This window comes from Desulfosporosinus orientis DSM 765 (assembly GCF_000235605.1).
In the GTDB taxonomy this organism is placed as follows: Bacteria; Bacillota; Desulfitobacteriia; order Desulfitobacteriales; family Desulfitobacteriaceae; genus Desulfosporosinus; species Desulfosporosinus orientis.
In genome coordinates this window covers 2676329-2695115 of the sequence record NC_016584.1, presented here as the reverse complement: position 1 = coordinate 2695115, position 18787 = coordinate 2676329, and the positions used below count along the sequence as shown (strand labels likewise).

15 protein-coding genes are annotated in these 18787 nt (G+C 44.0%); 4 read left to right on the top strand and 11 right to left on the bottom strand.

The features are described from left to right. Complete coding sequence (locus DESOR_RS12595) at window positions 1-639, bottom strand: cobalamin B12-binding domain-containing protein (protein WP_014184967.1); 639 nt, start codon at window positions 637-639, stop codon at window positions 1-3. A gap of 208 nt (window positions 640-847) precedes the next feature. Here DESOR_RS12595 and DESOR_RS12590 point away from each other — a divergent pair, with 208 nt between their 5' ends. Beyond that, entirely contained in the window at window positions 848-1801 is a 954-nt protein-coding gene (locus DESOR_RS12590; protein WP_014184966.1) for a LysR family transcriptional regulator, read from the top strand. 316 nt (window positions 1802-2117) lie between these two features. After that, window positions 2118-3953, top strand: coding sequence for an ASKHA domain-containing protein (locus DESOR_RS12585; protein ID WP_042332236.1), 1836 nt, complete (start codon window positions 2118-2120; stop codon window positions 3951-3953). 94 nt (window positions 3954-4047) lie between these two features. On the opposite strand, the gene DESOR_RS12580 is transcribed toward DESOR_RS12585, so the two are convergent. The 8 genes from DESOR_RS12580 to DESOR_RS12545 form a co-directional block, all read right to left on the bottom strand. Next, window positions 4048-4659, bottom strand: a complete 612-nt coding sequence (locus DESOR_RS12580) for an FMN-dependent NADH-azoreductase (RefSeq protein ID WP_014184964.1) — start codon at window positions 4657-4659, stop codon at window positions 4048-4050. A gap of 71 nt (window positions 4660-4730) precedes the next feature. Beyond that, window positions 4731-5012 carry a hypothetical protein gene (locus DESOR_RS12575; protein ID WP_014184963.1) on the bottom strand — a complete coding sequence of 94 codons (282 nt, stop codon included), beginning with the start codon at window positions 5010-5012 and terminating at the stop codon, window positions 4731-4733. Between the two features lie 289 nt (window positions 5013-5301). Continuing rightward, a complete protein-coding gene (locus tag DESOR_RS12570; protein WP_014184962.1) occupies window positions 5302-5949 on the bottom strand; it encodes a TorD/DmsD family molecular chaperone in 648 nt (215 codons plus the stop codon). A 13-nt stretch (window positions 5950-5962) separates the two neighbouring features. After that, a complete protein-coding gene (gene nrfD / locus DESOR_RS12565; RefSeq protein WP_014184961.1) occupies window positions 5963-7024 on the bottom strand; it encodes an NrfD/PsrC family molybdoenzyme membrane anchor subunit in 1062 nt (353 codons plus the stop codon). A 12-nt stretch (window positions 7025-7036) separates the two neighbouring features. After that, window positions 7037-7645, bottom strand: a complete 609-nt coding sequence (dsrO, locus tag DESOR_RS12560) for a sulfate reduction electron transfer complex DsrMKJOP subunit DsrO (RefSeq protein ID WP_014184960.1) — start codon at window positions 7643-7645, stop codon at window positions 7037-7039. 18 nt (window positions 7646-7663) lie between these two features. Then, the gene (locus DESOR_RS12555; RefSeq protein WP_014184959.1) at window positions 7664-10363 is read right to left on the bottom strand and encodes a molybdopterin-dependent oxidoreductase; all 2700 of its coding nucleotides are present in this window, start codon (window positions 10361-10363) and stop codon (window positions 7664-7666) included. Between the two features lie 181 nt (window positions 10364-10544). Further along, a complete protein-coding gene (locus tag DESOR_RS12550; RefSeq protein WP_014184958.1) occupies window positions 10545-12614 on the bottom strand; it encodes a sigma-54 interaction domain-containing protein in 2070 nt (689 codons plus the stop codon). A gap of 405 nt (window positions 12615-13019) precedes the next feature. Next, window positions 13020-13451: a hypothetical protein gene (locus DESOR_RS12545; protein ID WP_014184957.1), complete on the bottom strand. Its 432-nt coding sequence runs from the start codon at window positions 13449-13451 to the stop codon at window positions 13020-13022. A gap of 253 nt (window positions 13452-13704) precedes the next feature. Here DESOR_RS12545 and DESOR_RS12540 point away from each other — a divergent pair, with 253 nt between their 5' ends. Further along, window positions 13705-14103 (top strand): winged helix-turn-helix transcriptional regulator, encoded by a 399-nt coding sequence (locus DESOR_RS12540; protein ID WP_014184956.1) that lies wholly within the window; start codon window positions 13705-13707, stop codon window positions 14101-14103. 59 nt (window positions 14104-14162) lie between these two features. Here DESOR_RS12540 and DESOR_RS12535 read toward each other — a convergent pair whose 3' ends face one another. Together DESOR_RS12535 and DESOR_RS12530 are read right to left on the bottom strand one after the other, a co-directional pair. Continuing rightward, on the bottom strand, window positions 14163-15509 hold the full coding sequence (locus DESOR_RS12535; RefSeq protein WP_014184955.1) for an aminomethyltransferase family protein: 1347 nt from the start codon (window positions 15507-15509) through the stop codon (window positions 14163-14165). 162 nt (window positions 15510-15671) lie between these two features. After that, entirely contained in the window at window positions 15672-17216 is a 1545-nt protein-coding gene (locus DESOR_RS12530; RefSeq protein WP_014184954.1) for a PucR family transcriptional regulator, read from the bottom strand. Window positions 17217-17470: 254 nt separating this feature from the next. Here DESOR_RS12530 and DESOR_RS12525 point away from each other — a divergent pair, with 254 nt between their 5' ends. Further along, window positions 17471-18673 (top strand): MFS transporter, encoded by a 1203-nt coding sequence (locus DESOR_RS12525; protein ID WP_014184953.1) that lies wholly within the window; start codon window positions 17471-17473, stop codon window positions 18671-18673. Window positions 18674-18787: the final 114 nt, after the last annotated feature.

Sequence of the window (18787 nt, the reverse complement as noted above, 5' to 3'; positions counted from 1 at the left end):
TTAGTTCACCCACCCCTGACATATTTTAACGCCTTCTGCTGCATTATTGGTAAAGGCATCCGCGCCAATTTGTTCACAAGCCTCTCTGGTCACAGGATTACCACCGATGATTATCTTAACACTGTCTTTAATTCCGGCTTCTCTCAGGGCATCGACTGTCGCCTTCATGGAATCCAGCGCTAAAGTCAGGACTCCGCTCATACCCAAGATTTGAGGCTGAACTTCTTTTACTTTATTGACGAAGGCACTTACCGACTGATCAATCCCCAAATCATACACTTCAAATCCTGCCGCTTCAGCCATACTTTTAAAGATATTCTTGCCTATATCATGAAGGTCGCCCTCAACCGTACCGAGGACAATTTTTCCTACTGCAGACCCACTGACCGATCCAAGTGCCGGCTTTAAGATTTCCATAACGTTAGTTAAAAGTTCTCCGGCAAAAAGAAGATCCCCAACAAAATACTCTCCCTTTTCGTAATAATCCCCTACTATCGCCATTCCTTCTTGGCAGGCGGTTACTGCTTTCTGAGTATCTTCTGCAGAGGGAGAGTTCGCCATAAATTCATTCAAAATGGATATTGCGGCCTTCTCATTCAAATTTCCCACAGCTTGCGTCAATTCTTTTGTGTCAAACATTTTTTCTTCCTCCTGTACGCATAATAAATTTGTTGTGAATCGGAGATCTTTTTCTGAACTAATTTAAATGTTCATTATTTTTAATCATCTTAACCCACTATGATTAGCTAATCCATTACATAATATTTACAAACCATTAACCAAAAAGTTAACAGTCCACCGCTTTATGATATAATAGATATACATTCTTAATGGTACGGAGGGTTACATGAACATTTTGCAAATGCAGCAATTTAAAATGATTGCGGAAAATGAGAGTATAACTAAATCTGCTGAAAAGCTCTATATCTCTGCACCTGCGCTTAGCAAAGTATTGTATAGCCTTGAAGAAGAACTTGGGTGTAACTTGTTTGATAGGATAGGGAGAAAAATCAAACTCAATCATAACGGCCAACAATTGTTAGAGTATGTCAACGTTATTCTTAAGGATTATGAGCAGATTTATCAACATTTCAACACCATTGAGAAACCCTTAAAACCAGTAAGACTTTGTGAAATCAGCGGGGACTTGCTGGATTTCATATTAAAGCCCTTCTTTCAAAAAAATCCTCATATTCCTGTTGAAAAAGAAATTCAATCCTATAAAAAAGCCTTAGACTTATTGCTTGATAACCAAGCAGACATTGTATTTACAGATAATTTCAGCTTGGATGATGCTGCACATCTGTTAAAAGATAATCATATTTCTAAACTATATCTTCTTAAAAACGATCTTTTTCTTACAACGCCTTGTAACAAATATGAAAACATCTATCAGGTTAATTTAAGGGACTTAATAAATGAAAAATTGATCAGAGTTTCAGAAAACGATCCTAAGTCTATTAATTTTAGTAACTATTTGGAGGATGTTTGTCTTAAGGAAAAGGTAAAATTGAACTTTATTCAACATTATGATTATGATTATTTCGCCAAAATTGCCAGCAACTCTTCTTTTTCATATATTTCCGATTCCCTTCATGCTGCATTTTATAGAGAAGCGTGCTTATCAAAACGATTTATAAAAATATCCTCAAAAAGCGCAAACCAACAAATCTATTTGTGCTATCGGAATAACGATCAAAATGTCTTTCTTTTAGCAAATTATATTATAGAAGTATTTTATTCAATGTTTAAATCTTTCAAAATGTTGTCTCATCCCCATTCCATTGATGATAGGAATTAGTGTCCACCTCCTCTCCAGTGAATTAAAATTCATCTTATAAAGAGCTTTTCCTAACCTTCAAGTCAGGGAAAGCTCTTTGGCATTCCCAAGGCTCTTGTTGTTCCTTTAAGCGGGCGAGTTCCTCGTTTAGCTTCTCTAAAATCCTTCGTATCTTTTTAGGTACTATGGTACAAAAAAGTGCCTAATTGCAAAGAAGATATTGCATATTTACAATAAAGCTATACAAAAATATTCTGAATCATCAGCGTTCTCGATAAGTTCAATAAGTCAGTAAGGAGTAGATAAGATGCAGGAACAAACACAGCACACACCTGAAATGGTCACCGTAAATTTCTTACCCATTGAAAAAGGCGGGCAAGTTCCTGCCGGAAGTACGGTTTTGCAGGCAGCCATTGCTTTAGGAGTTCAGCTCCAAAGCACCTGTGGCGGCAAAGGAACCTGCGGAAAATGCAGGGTTATGCTTTCACCGGAGGATCGTACTGATCCCCTGCCATCTGAAAAAAAATTTCTCAGTTCTGAACAAATTGCTCAAGGATGGGTTCTGGCTTGCAAGCGCAATATTAACCAGGATATGACGATTTATTTGACCGAGCAAAAAGATGTTTTTGACCGCAAAACCCAGCTTGAAAAGACTGAGGCACTCCAATCCATTGAACCTTTGGTTCGCAAGCATTACCTTAAGGTGACTGCACCCAGTATTCACGATCAGAGCTCTGATTGGGAGCGTTTTGAAGCAGCCCTTAGCGGAATTGGTTCATCCGTACGTTTTAATCTTGGAATTACAGCTTCTCTACCGCGAGTCTTGCGCGAGTCAGACTTTCTGGTTACGGCAGTAACAGCAGGCGATGAACTGCTGGCTGTTGAACCAGGAGATACCCATGAGCGTTCCTTTGGCCTGGCCATCGATATCGGTACCACCACACTTGTTATATATTTGATGGATCTGAATAGTGGAAAAATTGTTGCTCGCGGAGCGCTGACCAATCCCCAGCAAGGTGCGGGAGCGGATGTCCTCACGCGGATTGCCTATGCAGCCGACCAGCCCGGCGGCGTAAAGCAGCTGCAAACCCAGGTTATTAACGGCTTGAATCAGATTATCGCCCGCATAAGCGAAGAGCAGGGTATCAAACGCTCTGAAATTTATCACGCCGTGATTGTAGGGAATACCACTATGAGCCATCTCTTCCTGGGAATTGACCCAACATTTCTGGCGCCGGCTCCTTTTATTCCGGCTTACCGGCACGGAGTTAATGTCAAAGCCTCCGAACTGGGATTGCAAATCCTGGAGGACGGAATCGTCAACGTTCTGCCAATTGTCGCCGGTTATGTAGGTTCGGATACGGTCGGAGTGATGCTTGCGGCTCAGGCGGACCGTCTCGAAGGCGTTCATTTAATGGTGGACATTGGAACCAACGGTGAGATGATTCTGGTTGGCAACGGTAGGATCCTCACCTGTTCCACTGCCGCAGGTCCTGCTTTCGAAGGTGCCGGGATCAAACACGGCATGCGTGCCGCCGACGGTGCGATTGAGCGGGTATATATCACCGACGATGTGAAGGTTCAGATCATTGGCAACTCCAAAGCCATCGGGGTTTGCGGATCAGGCCTGATCGACGCCATTGCCCAAATGCTGAAAGCTGGGGTTATCAGCGCCAATGGGCGGCTGACCTATAAAGACAGCGAATTAGCCAAGCTGTCAACTGCCCTGCAAAAACGAATCCGTACAATGGATGAAAACCGTGAGTTTGTACTGGTCTGGAAAGAAGATACTGCACATGGAGAAGATATCGTCATCACGCAAAAGGATATTCGGAATCTTCAACTTGCTAAAGGCGCGATCCTGTCAGGAATTAATGTTATGCTTGATCACCTGGGGCTTGAGGCCAAGGATATTGATAGAATTCATTTGGCAGGAGCCTTCGGCAACTATATTCAAAAAGAAAGTGCCCTTGGCATTGGCCTGCTGCCTCAAGTACCGGTCAATATCATTCATTCCATCGGCAACGCTGCTGGAAACGGGGCCCAGATGGCCCTGCTGTCAGAGGTCGAGATGGAACGTGCCGGCAAACTGGCACGCCAGTCCGAACACATCGAACTCTCCACTGAAAAATCATTTCAACAATATTTTGTCAGCTCTTTGAATCTAGCCTGAACCAGTTGATCAACTTGTATTTACGGAAAAAGACGGCTTCTGGCATCTGCCAGTCGCCGTCTTTTGTTATTTTCGGGGCTGTCTTACTTCTGCATTAGAAGTTATTGGCTGTATCTTCGGCATCTTTCAGAGCATTAGCCATTATCCCTTCCACATCGGTACCAATTACATCCAGCATCTCCGCCGCAATGGTTGTAAAATCATAGATGCCTAAAAAGCCAAAGACTACTCTTAAATACTTATCTCCCATCTCATAAGCGGCAGCCGGTCCTTCCGAATATACTCCGCCCCTGGTTACAATATGAACTACTTTTTTGCCCCCCTCACATAGCCCCACTGGACCATTTTCCGTATACTTAAACGTTATCCCCACCGCCATAATGTAATCGAGATAGCATTTAAGAATGGCCGGAAAGCCTAAATTCCACATGGGTGCTGCAATAACAATTTTGTCTGCATTCTTAAACTCCAGCGCATATTTGTAAACAGGATGCTTCTTGATACTTTCCTCATCCATGGCGTTAAATCTTTCTTGAAGTTGTTCAGCTGTAAGAGGCTGAACATTTTCTTCATATAAATCACGAATAATGATCTGATCGCCCGGATTTTTCTTACGGTAGGAATCAATAAATGTCTCGGAAATACGAAATGTTCTTGAATCTTGGTTTGTTTTGGGGTTTGCCTTGATATACAGTAATGTAGCCATGAAAAATTCCTCCTCATACTTTTAATAATTGGCATTTAGATTAATCTAGCTTATCGGCAAAATCCAAAATGCTAGAAAATTGTTTTTAAATCCATTGCATATTGGGGGAAAAACTTAATGTGCTTTCCGGCCAGGAAGAAAAACATCCGCCAAAAGATCAGAGGCAAAACCACACCGGTAATAATCCAGCCGGTATACGGCAATTTAAATTCCCCTGTCAATACGTTGATAGCGACACCATATCCCAAATTTTTAACATAGACCGAGTAATATACCTGCCCCAGAATGATCAAACTTTGGGTAAGCATACTCAGGTATAGTAAAGGGTTGATATTCCTCTCTCTGCTGAGCACATTGCTTGATCCTCCTCGTAATATCATGTTTTTTTTGAGTATTATTATTCCTCTATCAACTTTCTGGTATTATACTAACTGATTGATATATTTTGGTAAAGTAGGCACTTTATTGTGCTATAGTATCTTATTTTATACCTTAATTAATACCTTCATTATAACTATCGTTCTGGTTCAGCTGTCACCTGTCATGTGAAAAAATGGCGGGATCATTCCTTTTAAAACCCTCTATGCAAAATTCCCGTAAAACTAGTTTACGGGAAAAATATAACACACATCTTTCAAGTACCTAACAAGCAGCTGCAGCCTCGGACACTGTATCCCTTAATAATATTAGAAAACCCCTATAAAAATCTGTATCTGCATAATCAGCCGCTTTGCTGCAAAAGCCTCCTGTCCAGGAAAGATGCTTGCGCAGAAATTCACAGATACTTGTCTTATAGGCTTCCTCCTCATCTCTACGGCCCTCTTCCCGGGCTGCAGCAGCCTTTTCCGCCAAATGCCTTATAAAATCCAGTTCGTATCCCAGATAGTCACCACGATCCTTCTTATCTTCTGCAATACTTAATCCATATTTAAGATACTCCTGGTTAACATCCAGAATAACATTTATCCCTACTCTATCCTTTTCAGAATATACTCCCTCGTAAGGCGGGGGCGGTCCGTAGCTGGGATTTACCCCTCGAAAAAGATGGGTCCAGTCAACAGCTAATTCTTGAACGATCTTCTCCAAGGGTTTTTCCCCATGTTGATGCCAATAAGCTGACATGGTTTTATTGCCAGCATGCATATCTCCATGGAAAAACCTATTTCCAGGATCACTGAATATATCCCGTAATTGACGGACCATTTCGGCATGAGGAGAATTATTAAGAATACCTGCCAGGAATCCGAAAGCCTTTGCGTATTCATACCATGATAGATTCTTCTCAGTCATACAGTACCTCATTTCATTTATTGGCTGGAGCAGCCCATCTCTGGAACAATTTAAACAAGGGTACTCCCAGAGCGGCTATGCCAATCACAGCGATAAATTCAAGCCATGACGGCAGGTAGATACTTTCCGGTCCCGGCATCCAGGGCTGTGCCTGCCCTGCCGCCAGAAGCCATACCTTCTCTGCCAGTATTCCGGTTATGGCCAGCCCTCCCGCCCAGGCCAGCCTGTTTTTAAGGAGCAAATACAGGGGAACTACTAACCCGAAGATCATTTGGAACCAGAAAAATATGGAGATCGGACTGGTGAGGATCAGGTTTATCTCCCCATGGGTAAGGGGCGTCTTGGCCAGCAAACCGGTCAAGACTTCCGCCAGAACCAGCACCGCATTAAGAATAAGCATGCCGGTAAAGGCAGATTTCAGAAAACCTTCCTTGGGGAGAACCAGCAAGGCCAGCCCTAACCCGGCTATAACCGCACCTGCCAGGAAAGATACCACCGTCATACCCGACCCCCAAAAGGGGTGGGCTGCCAGGGTAGAAATCATCCAGCCCTCCACTGTAACCAGCGCAGCAGCCAAGATTATGGCCAGAATACCCAAGCCTTTGAGAGGTTGTAAGGAGTCTGCCTTCCGAACCTTAAAGAGATAGTATAAGGTTATCAGGGCTGAAACCGCGAAGATCCAAAGATCCCAGGACATCATTGATTTAGGCAAAACAAGGAGAAGCCTCCAAAGGTTCATTGGACTGCCTACATCCATGGTAATCAGCAGACCGGCAATTACATAGGCTGCCAGGGTTAAAGAGAGCAGCCGTATTTTCATATCTAAGGACAGGAGTGGCTTAAACTCGGATAAACCAATCAGGGCCAGCAACCCGGCGCCCCCTCCTGCCGCGGTAAAGAAAGCTGCAATGTAAAGCCCCCATACCACCTGCTGGCTGATGCCTGTCACCTGCATCCCCCGGATTAGCTGGTAAATCCAGGCCGCTATGCCGGCTGCTGCAAGTACACCTGCTAAGATTAAGCCTGAATTTGAAACCACAGGTTCGTTCTTCTCAAAGGTTGTTTGTGTTGACATAGTTTTCCCCTCCTATTCCGGCAAGTAATAGACTGACGGCTTGGTCCCTAGTTCAGGATGAAGCTGGTAGCCGCTGCGGGCAAGAACAAGCTTGGCAGCATCACTGTTAGGGTTATCCAGATCACCGAAGATGCGGGCTTTCGTCGGGCAATTCTGAACGCAGGCCGGCTCTTCTCCATTTTCCACCCGGTCTACGCAGAGGGTGCACTTGCTAACCTTACCTTTTTCATGTCCCTCATTTTTAACCTTTTCATAAGCAGTTAAACCCTGCCCCGGGAAATATTCCTGGGACTCTCCGAAATCAAAGTAACGGGCATTATAGGGACAGGCAGTCATACAATAACGGCAGCCAATGCATTTATCCTTGTCAATCAGGACAATTCCATCCTTCCGCTTGTAGCTGGCCCCCGTCGGGCATACCTTCACACAGGCAGGATCAGCACAGTGCATACAGAGGGCGGGCAGATACTCCCGGCGCACGTTGGGGTATTTCCCGGTTTCTGTGGCATATACCTTAGCCCAGAATACTCCGGGAGGCGTACTGTTTTTCTGCTTGCAGATAACGCTGCAGGCGTTGCAGCCAAAACACCTTTTCAGATCAAGAACCATTCCGTATCTCATTTTCTAGACACCTCCACCCTAATTAGCCTTCTTGATTTTAACGCGTACGGAATTCGGTATGGAACCGCTTTCCGGCAATATATCTCCCATCCTGTTGGACAGCAGCTGGTTGTAATTGCTGCCTTTGCGGCTGCCCGGGAAAACGAAGGGCGAGATTCTACCGCCCTGTCCGGCAAAGCCTAGACAGTCATAGCGCACTAAATTGGTTGTCTTAATAATTCCTGTGGCCTTGCCTCCGGTAATCGACTCCACCTCGACCTTATCGCCGGTTTTCAGTCCTTTTTCCGCGGCCATTTTTTCATTCATTTGTATGCGCACGTCGTCAATATCCCATTTTTCCACGACTTCACGCAGGTAGGGGTTGTCGTCCTGACCGCCGGCTCCGAGGTTGCGGCAGGAAATCTTCCAGTTGACCGCATATAAATCAAATTCTTGATTCTCCTTGGACATCCGGTTGTCATACCAAGTTGGCAGGGGCTCATAAGCGCGTTCCACTTCGTCCATCTTGCCTTCCCACCCGGGAATTTCCTTGATCCCGTGAGCCGCCAGATTTTTAAACAGTGTTTTACCGTCCCGCATCAAGTCCATATCAAACATATGCAAACGAGTTTTGGAATTGATACCCAGATAGTAGTAATCGTAACATTCGGAAAGCGGCAGCCGGATATCCAAAAATCCTTTTTCCCGCATAAAATCGATTCCTTTATTAGGATCCTTGTTAATGACTTCTTTCAAGCGGGCGTCAACGATTTCCGAGTATGTGTGTTTTTGCGTGACATCCAGATTGATTCCCGTTAACATATTGCAAATGGCGTTCCACTTGCCTAACATTTCCGGACCCATCTTGGCAAATATCTCAGTCCAGAGCTCTTCATACTGTATGGAATCATACAAGGGCTTCTCCAGAATATTCTCTCTGTAGTTCCAGCCGTTCATTCGAATATTGTCGCCCACGGTCATGGTTTCATTGGCTTGGCGGATTTGCTGCCGCTCATATAGGGAATGCTCCGGTAAAACAATGTCTGACAGCATGGTATTTTCGTCCAGAACATAAGCCAGGCTGAAAATAAACTTGAACTTTTTCCAGGCTGCAACTGCGTCTTCCCTGTTGGGTTCCGCAATAAATTGATTGGTCCCGTGGGTAAACATGACTTCCAATTCGTAGTCAAGATAATGCTTTTTCGGGTCCAGGATAGCGGCAATGGTATGACCGGGAATGGCGAAAGTGGTGCGGGGGTAAAAATTACCGCCGCTATAATCACGGGCCGGTATGGAGAAGGTGGTATCACAGTTTACCCATCTGAAATTCAGCAGCCCATCTTTCACGTCTAAAACAAACGGCAGATTGCTTACGACAGAACCTGGAACCCCTATCGCTCCGATGACCAGGTTGATCACATCTGCTATATAATAAAACGCTTGTCCCTGAAATTCGTTGGCAGCCCCGCGGCCAACGGCGACACAGGCCGGCCTGTACGGCATCTCATGCCCGTCGATGATGATCGTTTGGCCGATACAGGCATGGTCGACCAGTTCTTTGGTAATCCGGCGAATGGTTGCCGCAGGCACATCGGTAATGGGCTCAGCCCACTCGGGAGTGTATTGTTTCACATGTTCCTTTAAAACCATAAAGCCGGAGGATGCTTTGACGCCGTTCACGAGGAAATCACCCTCCAGGGCGGGATCAGTCAGGGTAGGATCATCATAGTCCTTGGCTTGGCCGTCTTTGGCGTCCCATATTTGGGGTTTGCCGCCGGCGCCGCGGAGATAATCCCCGTCCCCTCCGATCAGGTAAGGACCGTCGCTGCGGAATTTCATCGCGTGAACGTCATATTCATTCAATTCGTGGAGAATAACGTTCAGCATGGCAAACCCCATGGCTAAATCCGTGGCCGGGCGAATCGGAACCCATTCCCCTTTGCTGGCTTCCGCATTGCAATGGGGGTCGACAGAGACAATTTTCAAGCCCCGCTCCAGCGCGTTAGCCAGGGCACGTCCAGGACCGCTGGCGAACATGGCGGCTCCGCCCAGATTGCGTCCGAAGGTGACAATATAATTGCAATAGTTCATATCAATACGGTCAACATAACTGGCATTGAATGTCGCAGGAGCGTAATGCACGTCGCATAAGGGACCGGCTGAGGCAAAGTTATTCGGAGAACCGATGGTCATAACATGGGCAGGAGCAAGAGCGCATTCATGCAAACCCGTTGAAAAACCATAAGTCCACATAAATTTGCGGGGATCCGATGCCATAACTGACTTCAAGCGCTGGGCGATGGTGGATATAGCTTCATCCCAAGAGATTTCCACCCACTTAGGATCTACATCCAGGCCTTTTTCAGGATTGGTCCGCTTTAAAGGTGTTTTGACACGGTAGGGATTATAGGTGCTCATTAACTGGGCAGAACCACGGGGGCATAAGGTGCCTTGGTTGTTGGGGTGGTCTTTGTTCCCCCGTAATTCCACGGCGACACCGTCTACAACTTTTACTTCCGTACCGCAATTGGCCCAAATACATGAACCACAATAGGATTTTACCCATTTTTCAGTTCCAGCCGCTTTGGCAGTCTTCGTTTCTACTAAACCTCCCCTGCCGGTATCCAGCAGGACCCCGCCGGCTATAGCTGCACCAACTACGGCCGAACTCCCCTTGATGAAGCTGCGCCTGGACATCTTGAAACCTGAACTTTGACTAACCCCAGGTTCATTGGTCATATTTTTTTCCCTCCAAACATTGATGATTGTATAATCCTGAAACAACCCTTTTGAAGATTGCAAAAAATATGCCAGATAGAAACTGCCTTAACAAGCGGATATCTTGCAAAGAAAAAAGTCTCCATCCGGAGACTTTTCTACAAATGGAAACTTTTTCTACACATGGACACAGCGGTAGGATTTAATATCTAAGTTTGATATGATATTTTTTTATTTTCTTGTATAAGGTGGACTTAGCTATATTCAACAGTAAAGCGGCTTCCGCAACGTTGTTATTCTTTGCAGCCAGGGCATTTAGTATGGCGTTTCGTTCACAGTTTTTTAAGGTATGCCCTTGCTCTTCAAAAATCACCTCTTTACAGTCCATGGTATTTTTTAGGGCTATACCTGATACTAATGTCGCGGGCAGATCTTCCGGTTTGATGACATGTTCAACGGCAGCATTAATTGCATAAATTATGGCATTTTCCAGTTGTCTTACATTGCCGGGCCAATCATATTTTTTTCTAAGCATACCTAATGCCTCAGGACTGATGGCTTTGCGAATACCCATTTTATGGCAATAGCTATCTAAAAAATATTGACTTAATAATTGAATATCATGTCCCCTTTTCCGTAAGGGGGGAATTTCAATGGACAAAACAGATAAGCGGAAGAATAAGTCCCCCCGAAAGAACTTCGTGTCCACCATTTTATCAAGTTCTTTATTGGTTGCTGCAATTAATCGAAAATCTACTCTTCTGCTATGCTGTCCTCCAATGCGCATAACCTGTTTATCCTGCAGCACCCTGAGCAGAACTGCCTGAAGTTCGATAGGCATATCTCCGATTTCATCAAGAAAAAGGGTTCCCCCGTTGGCCAGTTCAATCTTTCCAGGCCGGCCGCTCCGGTCGGCTCCTGTAAAGCTCCCTTTTTCATAGCCAAATAATTCACTTTCGATTAAGTTGCGGGGAATTGCCGCACAGTTTACTGCAATGAAAGGTTCTTGAGAACGGCTGGCATTATGAATGGACTGGGCGAAAAGTTCTTTACCTGTGCCGCTTTCGCCGATTAAAAGGATGTTTTCTGAGGATTGGGCGAAGTTTTTTGCCAATTGTATCGCTTTTAAAAACTCCGGGCTCTTGCCCATAAGATCATTAAAACGATAAGTGGGGACAACTCCTAATCTGCTGTTGGCCAGAGAATTAATCTTGTCGATATGATTCAATCTTAATACAGCACTCTCTACTTCTCCTGTATTCAGGTCATAAATAATATTGACATTGATTAAATAGTTATTTCTTCGCTTACTTCCTAAGAGTGACTCCTCAACATTCCCGTTTTCACCGGCGTTAATCATGGACATTAACCGGGATTCACCGCTCAAATAATTGCAGATACTGGGTAATTCATCACTTTCCCTGCGGCCTAAGATCCGATTGCCTTCTTTATTGATATTTAATATTTGTCCGTACTTATCGATAGTAATAATTCCTTCATCCACAATCTCTAAAGTGGACTCCAGTCTTTTATGGGTATATGACAAAGCATTATAACTTTTTATGACTTGAAGTTTGCTTTCAACAGCTAAGGCCATAGCTATAATCAAGCTCATGGTATGGGAACTTAAAACTTGAAATTTGTTTTCCCATGGTTTATATAAAATGGGCTGGGCTAAATTGATTGTTGCCAGGATTTCCCCGCTTTCATCCCTTATCGGGGCAGCATAACCTATAAAATCTTTAAACAACTCACCATATGCTAAAGGGCCTAGTAATTGTACCGGTTTCCGGCCTTGTAAGCACAGGGAATGAGCATTGGTCCCTTGCGCATTTTCACTCCAGTCTGAACCCACGGTAGCTGATAATGCTGTGGCGGATAAATTCAGATTCCCCCGGGTTAAAATCAGTATGCCGTCTTGATCAATCAAGCCAAGGTTATAACTTGATTTTATGGCTATTCCTTTAAAAGCCTCCATAAGAGGCAGGGTTGCTTCGATAAGTAATTTGTTTTTTTTCTCTTTCTTGGCAAGAACTTCACAATTAAGGCTGCTGTCAATACTTTTCTTAAAGGGATCAACCTGATAATTACGAGACCTCAGCCATGACCCGATAATTAATGGGTTAATAGTCGAGTAATCTTGGGGATTAAAATCACTGTTTTTCAGGAAATCTTCTTTACACTCGACCATAAATTCATAAGTCTCTTTGCCTTTTAAATATTGCGTTAAAACAGGAATGTCAGCTTGTTCGCTAATCCCAGGTTGCGTCATTTCTTTTCATTTCCTCCTATTCCTGATAACAACAATCAAATTAGAGCTCCATAACTTATGAGAATCTAAAATACTAACAAATCTCAAGATAATTTATATTTGAAATAGTATTTCGTGGTCAACTTCAAATTACCTTTCCATATCCAAAGATATTTTGGTAAAAAAGTCTCCCAATAGAAACTTAAAGTCTCCATCCGGAGACTTTTTATAATTATTCCTTAGGAAATCAATTAATTTTTTTATCTGATAACGATGGGTTAAGCTATGCCCCCCTAATTGGCATTATAAATGCGCAGCCGCCGAATGCCTGTTGTTAAAGGTATTCGACGGCTATTTGATTTATCATAAGGTTTACAAGGCATCCAATAACTCGTTTTTTTCTGTCACCCGGAAAACCCCAGCTCATCAAACTATCTTCATATATTTATTCTTCATAATTAAAGCCAATTCTGGATTTTGCTTGGATACTTCCACTAAATACATCAAAATACTGCCCTCGAATAAAACATCCTCTGAAAAAACTGCAGCTTCAAGTGAACGTCTTACTAAGGATAATATACACTCCTCGTAATGGTTTTTCCGACACTCACTGCACAGCTTGCAAACTTCGGCAATTGAATTCGCAATAAGTTCCTTGTTGTAAGGCTTTAAATCGTAAATTGGAATCATTGACAGACCGTTTTTTATAGACCTTTCTGAAGTTTCTTCAGAAATCTGAAGGATATCCTTAGCGAAACCAACAAGGCACTTACTCTTGCTGCAATCCATTGAGTTATAGTTAGGACATTCATTACATAGGCTGATCAAACTGAGATTCGCATTTTTAAATTTTGACATATGTACGACTCCTTAATTTTTAAAATTAGCTATGAATTATTTATCTTAGAAAATTTTAACTTTGCAGTATCGTTCTTTCAAGTAGGCACTATTTAGTACTATAGTATTGTAAATGATACTTAAATAAACTGAAAATTACATATGCTTTACATTTAACGTGGACTAGTGTAAGATTAGCATCGCGGTATCAAATCACAAAATAAGTACTGTTTAGTTCTATAGTATTAAAAAAGATACCTAAAGGAGGCGCAGGATGTTGGGCAAGGAAGATAAGCATGCCGCGTGCCATATGCGGGATAAATGCACAAAATACGACATTTGCCCCATGGTTCTCGTCCAGAATATTCTTTCGGGAAAACGCAAAATCATAATTTTATGGTATTTGAGCTACACAACGCTGCGTTTTAATGAGATTAAGAAAAAGCTGCCCGACGTCACACAGAAAATGTTGACGCAGCAGCTGCGGAGCCTGGAGGAAGACGGCCTGATTTATCGGAATGTGTATCCCGTCGTGCCGCCGCGAGTAGAATACGGACTGACGGAATTAGGTAAGAAAATCATACCTTTATTGGAAATGATGCACAGCTTCGGCGCAGATTATTTGGAGCTGAAAGAAGCCGCTGGTGATTGTGCATTCTTACCCCGAAACTGAGAAGTATAGACCAAAGGAGGTATTGCTGTAAAGGCAATACCTCCTTTGGTTAATCGAAGCTATTTGCTGATTTCAATTTTTTCATTTCGTTCCATCTGCAGGTATGGATACCTGGCAACTTTGGCGCGAATCTCTTTTTGCGGATGGCCTGGGGCTCCCCAAAGAATAACCACATCCTGGCCAAGCTCCGCCGCTTTCGGATCGATAAAGCACATGGATATCATTCTGCGATAATAGTTGCTTACTCCGCGTCCGACACTGATTCCCACCGGTTTGCCGTCAACAAGAACCCGGTCGGCGTGATAAACAAAGTTTCCATCGGTCACATAATAAACGTCGTTAGGTCTGTCCTCGATATAATCATAGGGTTCCACCTCCGTTCCCCTGAATTGGGACCCGTAAACCTCCATAATATCATCGGCATTCCATTCCAAAGTAACAACCGTCCGGGCAGGGGCAGCTGCGATCTTTTCCAGTGCTGCACGGCCGATAAAGTCATGGTCAAATTTAACAAGATTTCCCCAGCCCACATCATAAGGATTTACGAAACGGACCTGAAGATCCTCGCCCACGCTTCCCACCAAAGTACGGTTTTCGTTATACCAGCCGGCACCGGGACGGGTATTCATGTAATCAGTAAATCCTTTATACCCCAAGTCCTCACTTTCATACCAGGGCAAAGGGTAATGAATATTAATATTGGGAAAACCGCCCTCGGTGTGATTCATACAATAGGAAAGCTGGCCGAGTTTTTTCATACCCATTTCCTTGCCAATATTCCAGATGTGGTTGTAGATTTCGAAAGCTTCTGAAATATCACCATGAATTTCATACGCCAGGTTTCCTGTCATACCCAAACGCAGAATGCGCACGTCTTTACCGGCGATTTTAATCATTTTGTGGTTGGCAAATTGCAAATCACTGATATCGCTGTCACAGGCTTTAGCCATAATCTCAAAAGCTAAAGGACCCGCGATCTGGTAAAAATACTCTTGACCTGTTAGATTGGTTGCGGTGATATCATACTGACTGCTGTATTTGTCTGCTAAAAATTCAATGCAAGGGTTTAACCAATAGGTCCGGTACGTATCCTCTGCGATTTTCATGATCACACCGTCGCTCATAATCTGGCCTTTTTCATTGCAGAGCACGGCATGCCTGATTTTTCCGACTTGGAATTTATCAAAATTGTTGATACAAATTTTATTGAAGAATTTTGCTGCATCCGGTCCTTTAACATCGACAATTGGCGATGCCATGAGGGCTGTACCCAGATAAGCAGTCGTTTTCCAGGACATAGTCTCGTCACGCCAGCCGGTATAGGTGTAGGCAAAATACCCGATTTCACCGCTCCCCATTAATAGAGAAGCTCCTTCATTCATGGGGATAACAGAACTGTTTGTCATTTTCGCTTCCTCCTTTTTTCACACTACACTGTATTTTTAAACAATTTCAGCTTATCAATAACTATAGATGTGAAAAGAGATCGGAACAATATATTGCCGATACTAAAACAAACACTCTAATTTGTTCTCTCAGTACAAATCAAGCTCCCAATCCACCAGATTTTATTCTTCCAAAGAATCCAGATATTCCAGAATCAGACAGGATAAAATCACATGCAGGCGGATATTCGGAGAGTTTAGATCCATACTGCTCAGCTGTTCAAGTTTATTCAGACGGTAAACCAGAGTGTTGCGGTGAATGTGCAGTTCCTGTGACGCTGCAAGGAGACTTTTTTCCTGCATCAGGTAAATTTTCAGGGTTTGCAGCAGGCTGCTGTTGTTTTGCTTGTCATGCTCGGCAATTCGCAGCACCGAATCATGGCACAGGGACCGCAAATGAAAAATACGGCTGCCTTCACTGAAGAGGTGCTCCATCATCACGTCTTCATAGAAATGCAGGGATTCTTTAGGGTGTTTCCAGCTGCCGATTTCCAAAGCTGCCTTAGCAAGTTTATATTCCTCACTGAGCATCTCAAAATCGTGAAATATTTTGCTGACGCCGCAGCCGGCATTTTCACTTTTAAGATGTTTCTTCAGCTTGGCAAAAAATCGTTTGTCTACCTCTGACTCTTTCGCACAGCGGATGATCAAAATCAGCACATCGTTCAGATCCAGTGAGATGGCTTGGGGGAAAATACTCTCATACACTTTGATATTATGGCTGGCTGTACCGTCTAAAAGTTCTTCAGTAGTCAGCGAAATCTTAAGAAGCCGGTAATCGTCCTGAGCAGTCCAGCCGATGTTCGCCAAATTGGTTTTCAGGATACCGGGATCTATTTTCTGCCCATGGAGCAGATTGCCGATATTACTGCGAAGGGCAGACAGGTGACGGGAAGAGACATTGTTTTGTTTATGAACCTCTTCAGTCAGAAGCTTAGCTACATAGTCAACCAGTCCCACCTGAAGAGGACTCAGAGTCGTGTAAGCCTCGCTGACAGTGAAGGTAGCGATCCTCACTTCTTGGTCAAAGAAGTTGGTGCTGATTGTTTTAGGAAATTTTTCACCGACATTGACAAATTCCGCTTTTCTGGTGGTGTTAAGGAGATTGGTCAGCTTTTTCCGTTTCATCATTTGGAGCATCTCCGAGCTGGAACGTCCCGATTCTATTGCTTCTTTCCAAGCCTGATCTGTCTCCGGATGAGCAAAATTATCACAGGTTGCGACCAGACAAAGGGCGGCATCGGTTATAAAAGCCGGGTTGTCAAAGAAAGCAGCACTGATGTTCAGCAATGTACTCAATGGCTGCTTGCGAAAAACAGCATCCAACAATTCAGCCTCTAACTGGTTATAACGCAGAAAAACATCCTGAAGCCTTTCGTAGACAACATTTATCTCAGCCTCGGTATCCAAAATGAGCGCCTTTACTCTACGCTCCTCCAACCATTGGGTAGTGGCATCATCCCGACCGATACATATGACATAGGAAGGAACCTTGGCAAGGTTTTGAAATTTTTCCCACCTGCCAAGATAGGCTGACTCTGACCGAAATAGTTCCTGCTTGTCCAATATTCTTACATCAGCAACCGACAACGCATGGATTTCCGACTCACAAAGCGTTGGTGCATAATCAGCTAAATGATAAGCAAACACAGCTAAATTAAGCTTCATAATTGCTCCTCTCTTTCATGACAGTATTTTTACCATTATAGTTACAACCCAGTATTTCAGCAACAAAATACCTCGCACAGCTGCTGCCTTGTGCTTCAGATCCAAATATTCTCTCCTTATTTCGTACTGCCGGTACCTATCCCTGTTTATAAAATTCTGTTTATTTATAGATAGAGACTATATGGATTTTTTACTCAAGGCTGGATAAAAGCTCTTCAAATTGCAGCCTGCCTGAATATGAAAGGAAGTGCATTATGAAAAAAGAACGCTATCAGTTGGTGATTTTGCTCATTGCCTGTATTGCTATTTTCTCGCCCAACTACGCCCAGTATCAGTTATCCCCCCTCGCTCCGCAGCTTATTTCCGATTTTGGTCTTACTTCTGGAGAGTTTGCCGGCATCTTTTCCGCGCCCATGATTCCCGCTATTTTTCTCAGCTTAGTCGCCGGAATTCTCGTGGATAAATTCGGAGCCAGGAGGGTCCTTGGCGTCTCACTGTTTATTTCTGCCGCAGGCATCGGTCTGCGGCTGACGGCAAACAGCTATTTTGCTTTATTTTCCTGTATGGTCCTGGCTGGTTTCTCAGCTCTATTTTTAAACGCCAGCGGCCCCAAAATTTTAGGCGGATGGTTCCCCGCCTCCAGCTTAGGCGCCGCTATGGGGGCCTTTTTGGCAGCCTCTACATTAGGCATGGCTCTGGGAATGGGCGCCACTGCTATGCTGCCCTCTGTACCCTCAGCGTATCTGATTTCCTTTGGCGTTAGCTTGCTGGCTTTTATTTTATGGGTTGTGCTGATGAAATCTCCGCCCCAACCTCCTGAAGCAGGTGAGCAACCTCAGTCCCCGCCGATTGGCCAATGCTTGAAAGTAGTCTTAAAGAACCGCACTGTTTGGGTGGTTGGGCTGAGTTTGATGTTTGCGATGGGCGGAAATGTCACTCTCAGTTCATTTTTACCTAGCGCACTTGGACAGCGCGGCTTTGATTCTGTGGCTGCCGGCGCTATTTCGTCTTCCGTCATGCTGGGCAGCCTAACAGGCTGCCTGCTTTCTCCTGTTCTGGCTTCAAAGCTGGGAACGCCCAGGCTGTTTCTTTTTATTTTAGGGCTGATTGCTGGAATATCGACGGCTTATGCCTGGCTGGCGCCGCAAGGAGTGTTGCTCTGGAGTGCTTTATTTATAACCGGAATTGCCATGGGCGGTCTTATGCCACTGTTGATCTCTCTACCCATTCAGCTTCCGGAAATCGGTCCGTTATATGCCGGTACCGCAGGCGGATTAACTGGGACACTGCAGCTGCTTGGAGCCGTTATCATTCCAAGTTGGATTATTGTACCCTTGGCACGGGACAGCATGTCTGAGCTTTTCCTTTGGGGTGGCATATGTGTTCTCGCCGCCGGCTTTTTAGCTTTCCTGCTTCCGGATTTAAAAAAGAAGAAATTGCTAAATAATAATAATTAAGTATCTTTTTAGTTACTATAGCACAATAAAGTGCCTAATTGTAAAAAGGATATTAAACAGCTAAGATTATAATACAAACTTAAAAAAACCTTGTTGAAGGATGCTGCTAAGATT

Coding starts and splice junctions, on each gene's coding strand:
- DESOR_RS12595 (WP_014184967.1), bottom strand. CDS start 639: ATGTTTGACACAAAAGAATTGACGCAAGCTGTGGGAAATTTGAATGAG.
- DESOR_RS12590 (WP_014184966.1), top strand. CDS start 848: ATGAACATTTTGCAAATGCAGCAATTTAAAATGATTGCGGAAAATGAG.
- DESOR_RS12585 (WP_042332236.1), top strand. CDS start 2,118: ATGGTCACCGTAAATTTCTTACCCATTGAAAAAGGCGGGCAAGTTCCT.
- DESOR_RS12580 (WP_014184964.1), bottom strand. CDS start 4,659: ATGGCTACATTACTGTATATCAAGGCAAACCCCAAAACAAACCAAGAT.
- DESOR_RS12570 (WP_014184962.1), bottom strand. CDS start 5,949: ATGACTGAGAAGAATCTATCATGGTATGAATACGCAAAGGCTTTCGGA.
- nrfD (WP_014184961.1), bottom strand. CDS start 7,024: ATGTCAACACAAACAACCTTTGAGAAGAACGAACCTGTGGTTTCAAAT.
- dsrO (WP_014184960.1), bottom strand. CDS start 7,645: ATGAGATACGGAATGGTTCTTGATCTGAAAAGGTGTTTTGGCTGCAAC.
- DESOR_RS12555 (WP_014184959.1), bottom strand. CDS start 10,363: ATGACCAATGAACCTGGGGTTAGTCAAAGTTCAGGTTTCAAGATGTCC.
- DESOR_RS12550 (WP_014184958.1), bottom strand. CDS start 12,614: ATGACGCAACCTGGGATTAGCGAACAAGCTGACATTCCTGTTTTAACG.
- DESOR_RS12545 (WP_014184957.1), bottom strand. CDS start 13,451: ATGTCAAAATTTAAAAATGCGAATCTCAGTTTGATCAGCCTATGTAAT.
- DESOR_RS12540 (WP_014184956.1), top strand. CDS start 13,705: ATGTTGGGCAAGGAAGATAAGCATGCCGCGTGCCATATGCGGGATAAA.
- DESOR_RS12535 (WP_014184955.1), bottom strand. CDS start 15,509: ATGACAAACAGTTCTGTTATCCCCATGAATGAAGGAGCTTCTCTATTA.
- DESOR_RS12530 (WP_014184954.1), bottom strand. CDS start 17,216: ATGAAGCTTAATTTAGCTGTGTTTGCTTATCATTTAGCTGATTATGCA.
- DESOR_RS12525 (WP_014184953.1), top strand. CDS start 17,471: ATGAAAAAAGAACGCTATCAGTTGGTGATTTTGCTCATTGCCTGTATT.